Genomic DNA, 7,948 nt, shown 5'->3' with positions numbered 1-7,948 from the left:
ACGAGCGGTTTCCGGTCGGGTTGCTGTGGTCGTGCTCCCGTCATGCCGCTCCCGACGGCCGGGCAGGACACGCTAAGGCCCCGGCCCGGCACTCAAGACGTCATGAGTTCACAACCACATTGGGGCCAGAGCAAGCCCTCCCGGATGGGACGGCTTGCCGCTGGCGAAACGTGCCTTAGTAGGGATAGCAGGGCGGATAGGGGTAGTAGCCGCAAGGCGCCCCGTAATAGCCGGGGCTTGCAACGGCGGCGCCCACGGCGGCGCCGGCCGCAACGCCGGCGCCAACGGCCACGCCCGGCCGCCGATACCCGGCGCCGTGCCAAGCCGGCCGGCCGCCAACGATGTTGGCATGGCCGCCATGGGGCCCGTGAACATGGGCCGCGAAACGGTCGATAAAGAGCGCGGCAGCACCGCTCGCGCCCTCAAGATCACCTTCGAGCACGGAAACGTCGAAGGTCAGCGTGTCGCCGTCGAGCTTCGGCGATTTCAGCACCACGACGGCGTCCTTCACCGAGCCGCCGTCATTGCCGAGGACGGAAATCGTGGCATTGGGCGGGCTCTTGGCGAAGCTGTCGACGCCCTCATCCCACTCGCGGATGAAATGCGAGGTGAGAACGTGCCCCGCGGCATGGACGGGACGGTCGGCAAAGACGATAGAATTGGGCGAGACGCCGGTGAGCGTCAGGGTATTGCCGTCGAGGCTCGCGCCTGACGCATTGAGCACGGCGAGCGAGGCGACCATTTCATTCGAGTGCGAGCCGATGGATTTCTTGGCGGGATGGCTGATGGCGTCTTCGGCCTGCGCCAAACTGGGCGTGGCCAGTAAAGCGGCGAGGGCCGTCAGCATGCAAAGGGTGCGGGTAAGGGTCATGTTCGTGCCTCCTCCTGGGGCGATGGGAACGTTGATCCGTTCCAAGAGGTGGCGACGATAGCCGAGATTCGCAAACGAGATATGTAAGCCGGGCGGCTTGGTGTCCCGTTTGTAACTCTGACGATTGCGGACTTGCTATCCTGCGGATCGCTAGAACTTGAAGCTCACCGCGACCACGTTGCCCTCGAACGTGTTTTCGGCGCCGAACTCATGATAGCCCTTGACGATGATCGAGCAGGAAAGCTTCGCGGCGAGATGCGAGCCGCTGGAGGCAGATTTGCCACAGCATCCCCTTAGCGGCGGATAGGCTGATGGCACGCGTTCTCGTTGCGGCGGTCGTGGTCCTGACCATGGCCGCCGCGCTCGCGGTCAATGCCATGCTGGTCGGCCTGCAGACGCGGCCCGCCATGGCGCGCAGCGGCGGCGTTTTGATGGAAACGGACATCGTCACCGCCAATGTGAAGGTGGAAGGCGAGGGGCCGCCCATCGTCCTCATTCACGGCTTTGGCGCTGCGCTCGATTGGTGGGACGCGATCGCGCCGCAGCTTGCCCGGAATCACCGCGTAATCCGTCTCGATCTGATCGGCCATGGCGGCACGGAAGCGCCGGGCTCCGGCTATGGAATCGAGCGGCAGGCGTCCTTGGTCAAGGCCGTGCTCGACAAGCTTGGCGTGACGCGCGCGGTGATCGTCGGCCACTCAATGGGCGGCGAGGTGGTTACCGCGTTCACCGTAGCCAATCCGCAAAGCGTGGAGCGGCTGGTGCTCATCGACAGCCCGCCCAAGCCGGAGACGGACTTCGATCTCAAGACACGCCTCGCCCTGTCTCCACTTATCGGTCAAGGGCTGTGGCGCTTGCGGAACGACACTGTGCTCCGCCAGGCGCTCAGCCAAGGTTTTGTGCCGGGTTTCCCGGGGCCGGAGAAGTTCATCGCCGATCTGTGGCAGCTCACCTACCCGGTGTTCCACCAAGCCCATGACGACAGCGTCGCCTATGTGACGGAAGAGGGAAGCCCGGCGCGACTCTCCGCGCTCGATCCGGTGCCGCCGCTCCTTGTCATTTTCGGGACGCAGGATGCGCTTATCTCACCGGACAGCGCGAAGCTCTTCGAGACGGTGCCGGGCGCCAAGCTTGTCATGATCGACGGCGCGGGCCACTCTCCCATGGTCGAGAAGCCGGCGGAGACCTTGGCGCAGATCGAAGGCTTCATCGATTAGGTAGGACGGAATAAGTCGGAATATGGAGGCACGCGATGACGATCAGGCTTTGGCGGAACCTCCTTGTCACGGCGGTGCTCGGTCTCTGCGGAGCCGTGCCGCCGGCGTTGGCACAAAGCCCCGATCCGCTGCCGTCATGGAACGACAGCGCGGTTAAGACGGACATTCTCGATTTCGTCGCGCGCGTGACCACCGATGGCAGTCCGGATTATGTGCCGCCGCAGGATCGCATCGCCACTTTCGACAATGACGGGACGCTCTGGGTCGAGCAGCCGCTCTACACTCAATTCGTGTTCGTCATCGATCGGGTCAAGGCGGTCTCCAACCAGCATCCCGAATGGAAGACCAAGGAGCCGTTCAAGTCGGCGCTCGACGGCAATACCGAGAAGCTCCTGACCTACGGCGAGAAGGGCGCGATCGCATTAATCACCGCGACCCATAGCGGCATGACCACGGTCGAGTTCAACGACACCGTGGGCGACTGGCTCAAGACGGCCAAGCACCCGCGCTTCAAGCGGCCTTACACCGATCTGACCTACAAGCCGATGATCGAGCTGCTCGAGTATCTGCGCGCCAACGGGTTCACGACGTTCATCGTTTCGGGCGGCGGCATCGAGTTCATGCGCGCCTATACGGAGCAATGCTACGGCATTCCGCCGTGGCATGTCGTCGGTTCCGCCGGCAAGACCGAGTTCCGCCTGTGGGATGCAAGCCCCACGCTGGTGAAGTTGCCGGACCTGCTGTTCTTTGACGACGGACCCGGCAAGGCGGAAGGCATCAACCACTATATCGGCCGCCAGCCGATCTTCGCCTTCGGCAACTCCATCGGCGACAAAGAGATGCTGGAATGGACCGCGAACTGCAAAGGCCTGTGCTTCATGGGGCTGGTCCATCACGACGACGCCGTCCGCGAATACGCCTATGAGCCAGACTCCGATGTGGGCCGGTTTCCCGTGACGCTGATGGAGCACGCCGAAGCTAATGCCTGGGACGTCGTCAGCATGAAGAACGACTGGAAGACGATTTTCTCGTGGGGCGAAGGTCGCCCGTGAGCGGATAGGATGTGGTCATGCTGAAACCGTTGATGCTTGTCTCAGGTGTGATCGAGGTCCTGTTCGGTCTCTCGGCGCTGGTCGTGCCGCTTGCGGTGATTGAGGCTGTCGGCGGGAGCGGCGGCGCCGGTGTCCCGACGCTGGCTCTCATCCGCCTGCTCGGTGCGGCCACCTTTGGACTTGGCGTCGGCGCGCTGATCGGACGCAGCCACTTGGATACAGCCGGCGGCATGGCGGCTGCGTACGGTCTCGGCCTCTACAACGTTGTCGGCGCGTGCGTGCTCGTCATCGGCGCGGTGAGCGCAGGCGGCCCCGGTCTGTGGGCCGGGGCCATACTGCACATCGTGATCGCTGTGCTGTTCGTCATCGCGTTTCTGAGGCGGCGTTAGCACCGCTTCATCGACACCGGCTGGGTCGAGCGCATGCCGATTGCGCGTGCCGCGCCCGCCGAGAGGTCGAGGTGCACGCCCTTGGTGAAGGGACCGCGGTCGTTGACGCGCACCTTGACCGATTTGCCGGTCTTCGGATTGCTCACCCGCAGGCACGTTCCGAAGGGTAACGACCGATGGGCCGCCGTCAGCCCGTTGGGATTGAAGACCTCCCCGTTCGCCGTGCGATTGCCGGCCAATTCGTTGCCGTACCAGGTTGCGGTGACGGTGGTGGCCGCCGCCTGGGCCGGAATGGCTAGGAGGACGAGCGATGCAAAGGCCCAATAACGCATGATTTTCCCACCTTGCTTCTTGTTATCGAAGCTTTGCTGGTAGGGGGCGGAAGGGGCCGAAGTTCGGAGACCGTAGGGCCATCGTTGGGTGACGCCGGGGCGAGAATGGGGCCTGGTTTTTAAGGGGTCAGCGAAGCTGCCGCTCTGACAACAGCAGGGGCTGCAATTGCGCCCGATCCTGGCCTATAAGAGCGTAATTCTTGTCATAAGGGTTTCGAGAGGGAGAGACGTATGGACCTCGCTGCGTTGAATAAGGTGGCTACGGCCATGACGACGCCCGGGAAGGGCATCTTGGCCGCGGACGAGTCGGGCGGAACGATCAAGAAGCGCTTCGATGCGATCGGCGTCGAATCCACCGAGGAGAACCGGCGCGACTATCGCGAGCTCCTGTTCCGGTCGGAAACGGCCATGCACCAGCGCATCTCCGGCGTGATCCTGTTCGACGAGACCATCCGCCAGAAGGCGGCGGACGGCACGCCGCTGGTCAAGGTCATCGAGGCGGCCGGCTCCATCCCCGGCATCAAGGTGGACAAGGGCGCCAAGCCGCTGCCCTTCTGCCCGGGCGAGACCATCACCGAAGGGCTCGACGGCTTGCGCGACCGGCTGATCGAGTATCGGGAGCTCGGCGCCAAGTTCTGCAAATGGCGCGCGGTGATCGATATCGGCCCGGGCATTCCGAGTCACGACGCGATCAACGCGAACGCGCATGCGCTCGCCCGCTACGCGGCGCTCTGCCAGGAGCAGGATCTGGTTCCGATCGTGGAGCCCGAAGTGCTGATGGACGGCGACCACACCATCGAACGCTGCGAAACGGTCACCGAGTGGACGCTGAAGACCGTGTTCCAGGAGCTCTACTACGCCAAGGTCAAGCTCGAGGGCATGGTGCTCAAGCCCAATATGATCGTGCCGGGTGCCGAGTGCGCCACTCAAGCCCCCGATCAAGAGATCGCCAAACGGACCATCCGCGTGTTGAAGAACTGCGTGCCCTCGGCGGTGCCGGGCATCGCCTTCCTGTCGGGCGGCCAGTCGGACGTGGAGGCCACGGCGCGGCTCGACGCCATGAACCGTATCGGCGGCGTCCCCTGGCATCTCACCTTCTCCTATGGCCGGGCGCTGCAGCACGCACCGCAAGTGGCCTGGGCTGGCAAGACCGGCAATGTGCCTTCGGCGCAAGCCGCTTTCTCGCATCGCGCGGAGATGAATGGGCTTGCCACGCTCGGCAAGTGGACGCCGGAGATCGAGAAGAAGGCCGCTTAGGCTGCGCTCGGGGTCTTAGGCTTGGAAAAGGCGGCCGACACGGCCTTTTCCGCTTCGACAATGAGCAACAGGGCTACGCCAATAAGCAGCACGAGCAGTCCGTCGGCCGGCGCCACGGGCTCTGTTGCAAAAACGGCCTGAAAGACCGGGACGTAGGTGAAGGCGGCCTGCGCCGCCACGACGACGGCAACGCCGATCAGCACGGCGGGCGTTCCTATAAGGCCGCGCCAGGTGATCGAGCCACCGTACACGTAGCGGACACTGAACAAGTAGAAAATCTCCATGACGACGATCGTGTTGACCACCAACGTGCGCGCCATCTCGATGGAGCGGCCCTGGTCGAGGGCATGGAAGAAAATTCCGAAGGTGCCTATCACGAAGAGCAGCGAAACGAAGGCTGTCCGCCACAGGAGCTGACCCGAGAGAAGAGAGTCTGCCGGGTCGCGGGGCGGTCGTTTCATGGCGCCGGGCTCGGTCGGCTCGAACGCCAGCGTGAGTCCCAGTGCGACGGCGGTCACCATGTTGATCCACAGGATTTGGATGGGCGTGATGGGCAGCGTCAGCCCGAAGGCGATGGCGCCGATGATCGCCGCCGCCTCGCCGCCATTCGTCGGCAAGGTCCAAGCGATGACTTTGCGAAGGTTGTCATAGACCGTACGTCCCTCCCGCACCGCGGCGACGATCGAGGCGAAGTTATCGTCGGCGAGCACGACCTCCGCCGCCTCCTTGGCCGCATCGGTTCCTTTCCGCCCCATGGCAACGCCGACATCGGCGCGCTTCAGAGCGGGCGCATCGTTGACACCGTCGCCCGTCATGGCCGTTACGGCGTTGTCCGCCTGCAGCGCTTCCACCAGGCGCAGCTTGTGCGCGGGGCTGGTCCGCGCAAAGACCGTGACGTTACGCGCGACACTTTTTAGCTCCGTGTCGTCGAGCTCGTCGAGTTGGCTTCCGGTCATCGTGACAGGTTCAGGAGAAAGGCGGAGTTCGCGGGCAATCGCCTCGGCCGTCGCGGCATGGTCGCCCGTGATCATTTTCACGGCGATGCCGGCTTCCTGGCATTCGTGGATTGCGGCCAGAACCTCTTCGCGCGGGGGGTCAAGGAGTCCGAGCAGTCCGATCAACGTAGCGCCGCTCTCCACGTCTGAAAAGTTGAGATCGCGATGGCCTTTGGGCCGGTCTTTCCGGGCGATTGCCAGCATCCGTTGGCCCTTCCCAGCAATCGCATCGGTCTGCGATTGCCAGAACGTCTCATCGAGAGGCTCGTCTCCGGCCGGTCCGCACTGGGTGCTGCACATGGCGAGAACGCGCTCCGGGGCACCCTTGATGAGGGCAAAGACCGCGCCGTCCTCATGGCTGTGATGCAGCGTCGCCATGAATTTGTGCTCGGTATCGAAGGGGATTTCGTCGGTGCGCGGGAGCTGCTTGCGCATCAGCTCGACATCGTAACCAAGTTTCATCCCGAGGCTGACCAGCGCTCCTTCCATCGGATCGCCGTGGACGCTCCAATTGCCTGCGCTTTGGCGCAAGTCCGCGTCGTTGCAAAGGATGGCGGCCCTTGCTGCCTCAATCAGCGTTGGATAGGGCGCGGCCTGGACGCGTTCTCCATTCAACGTCACAACGCCCTCGGGCTCGTAACCCGAACCGGAAACGTCAAACTGGCCTTCGGCCGTCAGGACCGTGCGAACCATCATCTCATTGCGGGTCAGGGTCCCCGTCTTGTCGGAGCAAATCACCGAAACCGAACCAAGCGTCTCGACCGCGGGGAGACGCCGGATGATGGCGTTGCGCGCCGCCATGCGCTGGACGCCGATCGCGAGCGCGATGGTCATTACCGCAGGCAAGCCCTCGGGAATGGCGGAGACGGCGAGGCCGATCACCACCATGAAGGCTTCCGGCCATGAATAGTCGCGGACGAAAACGGCAAATGCGAACACGGTGACGCAACCGGCCAGAATGAGCGCAGTCAGCCGGCGCCCAAAGTCGCTCATCTGGCGTAGAAGCGGCGTTGTCAGCGTTTCGACCGTGCCGACGAGCGTGCTGATGCGGCCGAGTTCGCTCGATGGCCCGGTCGCCACAGTGACGCCGCTGCCGCCACCGGCTGTCACAAGGGTGCCCGAAAAGGCCATTGAGTGCCGGTCGGCGAGCGGGGCGTCGGCCGGAAGCGGGCGCGTATCCTTCTCGACAGGGAGCGACTCGCCGGTGAGCGCGGCTTCGTCGATGCGCAGATTGCGTGCCCTGAAGAGACGCAAATCTGCCGGCACGCGGTCTCCAGGCTCCAGCAGAACGATATCGCCCGGAACGATGTCCTCGGCCGGCACGACGGTGCGGTGGCTGTCACGCACGACCGAGGCGTGCGGGTCGATCAGGCTCCGGATCGCCTCGAGGGCCTGCTCGGCGCGGCCCTCTTGCACAAAGCCGATGATCGCGTTGACGATGACGACCGCCAAGATCACCGCGGCGTCCGTAACGTGGCCAATCGCCGTGGCCAACACCGCCGCGCCCAGGAGCACGTAGATCAGCACGTTGTGAAACTGGAGAAGAAAACGCCACAGCGCGCTTTGCTTCGCCGATTCGGGAAGGCGATTGGGGCCAAAGAGCGCTTTGCGCGCTTCCGCCTCACCAGAACTCAAGCCCGAAGGGCCGCTCTCGAGCGCTTCGAGGACTTCGCCGGCAGGCTTCGTATGCCAAAGGGTGAAGGCTTGCCCCGGGCGATCGATTGATGTGCCGTCGGAGATGCTGGTGGGTTTCACGAAACTTGGCCCCGGGACAATGGCCTTATGACTTCTCGGGTTTTGCGTGGCGGCGTGCGTCAGGCCTCATTTGGGGACGA

General features: G+C 64.0%; 8 protein-coding genes. 4 read left to right on the top strand and 4 right to left on the bottom strand.

What is annotated here, in order from left to right; translation table 11 throughout:
* Positions 1–175 precede the first annotated feature (175 nt).
* Both ACSLE4_RS03580 and ACSLE4_RS03575 read right to left on the bottom strand, forming a co-directional pair.
* Positions 176–871 carry a hypothetical protein gene (locus ACSLE4_RS03580; RefSeq protein ID WP_435903110.1) on the bottom strand — a complete coding sequence of 232 codons (696 nt, stop codon included), beginning with the start codon at positions 869–871 and terminating at the stop codon, positions 176–178.
* Between the two features lie 150 nt (positions 872–1,021).
* Entirely contained in the window at positions 1,022–1,189 is a 168-nt protein-coding gene (locus tag ACSLE4_RS03575; RefSeq protein WP_435903109.1) for a hypothetical protein, read from the bottom strand.
* On the opposite strand from ACSLE4_RS03575, the gene ACSLE4_RS03570 reads away from it, so the two are divergent.
* Genes ACSLE4_RS03570 through ACSLE4_RS03560 form a run of 3 tightly spaced genes read left to right on the top strand, consistent with a single transcriptional unit; the run spans position 1,183 to position 3,529 of the window.
* Positions 1,183–2,088, top strand: coding sequence for an alpha/beta fold hydrolase (locus ACSLE4_RS03570; RefSeq protein ID WP_435903108.1), 906 nt, complete (start codon positions 1,183–1,185; stop codon positions 2,086–2,088). The two genes, ACSLE4_RS03575 and ACSLE4_RS03570, sit on opposite strands and share 7 nt — an antisense overlap.
* A gap of 35 nt (positions 2,089–2,123) precedes the next feature.
* The gene (locus tag ACSLE4_RS03565) at positions 2,124–3,140 is read left to right on the top strand and encodes an HAD family hydrolase (RefSeq protein ID WP_435903107.1); all 1,017 of its coding nucleotides are present in this window, start codon (positions 2,124–2,126) and stop codon (positions 3,138–3,140) included.
* A gap of 17 nt (positions 3,141–3,157) precedes the next feature.
* Positions 3,158–3,529, top strand: a complete 372-nt coding sequence (locus ACSLE4_RS03560) for a hypothetical protein (RefSeq protein ID WP_435903106.1) — start codon at positions 3,158–3,160, stop codon at positions 3,527–3,529.
* Here the strand turns inward: ACSLE4_RS03560 and ACSLE4_RS03555 are convergent.
* Entirely contained in the window at positions 3,526–3,861 is a 336-nt protein-coding gene (locus ACSLE4_RS03555) for a septal ring lytic transglycosylase RlpA family protein (protein WP_435903105.1), read from the bottom strand. The genes ACSLE4_RS03560 and ACSLE4_RS03555 overlap by 4 nt on opposite strands.
* Positions 3,862–4,092: 231 nt before the next feature.
* Here ACSLE4_RS03555 and ACSLE4_RS03550 point away from each other — a divergent pair, with 231 nt between their 5' ends.
* On the top strand, positions 4,093–5,118 hold the full coding sequence (locus ACSLE4_RS03550) for a class I fructose-bisphosphate aldolase (protein ID WP_435903104.1): 1,026 nt from the start codon (positions 4,093–4,095) through the stop codon (positions 5,116–5,118).
* Here ACSLE4_RS03550 and ACSLE4_RS03545 read toward each other — a convergent pair.
* Positions 5,115–7,868, bottom strand: coding sequence for a cation-transporting P-type ATPase (locus tag ACSLE4_RS03545; protein ID WP_435903103.1), 2,754 nt, complete (start codon positions 7,866–7,868; stop codon positions 5,115–5,117). The genes ACSLE4_RS03550 and ACSLE4_RS03545 overlap by 4 nt on opposite strands.
* Between the last annotated feature and the right edge of the window lie 80 nt (positions 7,869–7,948).

Origin of the sequence: Methyloceanibacter sp., assembly GCF_051306395.1 — a bacterium.
GTDB lineage: Bacteria > Pseudomonadota > Alphaproteobacteria > Rhizobiales > Methyloligellaceae > Methyloceanibacter.
The sequence above is the reverse complement of the archived record's forward strand: the minus strand, read 5'-3'. Positions and strand labels throughout refer to the sequence as shown.

Bases quoted from the DNA above. Each gene is read 5' to 3' on its own strand.
- ACSLE4_RS03580 (WP_435903110.1), bottom strand. From the start codon at position 871: ATGACCCTTACCCGCACCCTTTGCATGCTGACGGCCCTCGCCGCTTTA.
- ACSLE4_RS03570 (WP_435903108.1), top strand. From the start codon at position 1,183: ATGGCACGCGTTCTCGTTGCGGCGGTCGTGGTCCTGACCATGGCCGCC.
- ACSLE4_RS03565 (WP_435903107.1), top strand. From the start codon at position 2,124: ATGACGATCAGGCTTTGGCGGAACCTCCTTGTCACGGCGGTGCTCGGT.
- ACSLE4_RS03560 (WP_435903106.1), top strand. From the start codon at position 3,158: ATGCTGAAACCGTTGATGCTTGTCTCAGGTGTGATCGAGGTCCTGTTC.
- ACSLE4_RS03555 (WP_435903105.1), bottom strand. From the start codon at position 3,861: ATGCGTTATTGGGCCTTTGCATCGCTCGTCCTCCTAGCCATTCCGGCC.
- ACSLE4_RS03550 (WP_435903104.1), top strand. From the start codon at position 4,093: ATGGACCTCGCTGCGTTGAATAAGGTGGCTACGGCCATGACGACGCCC.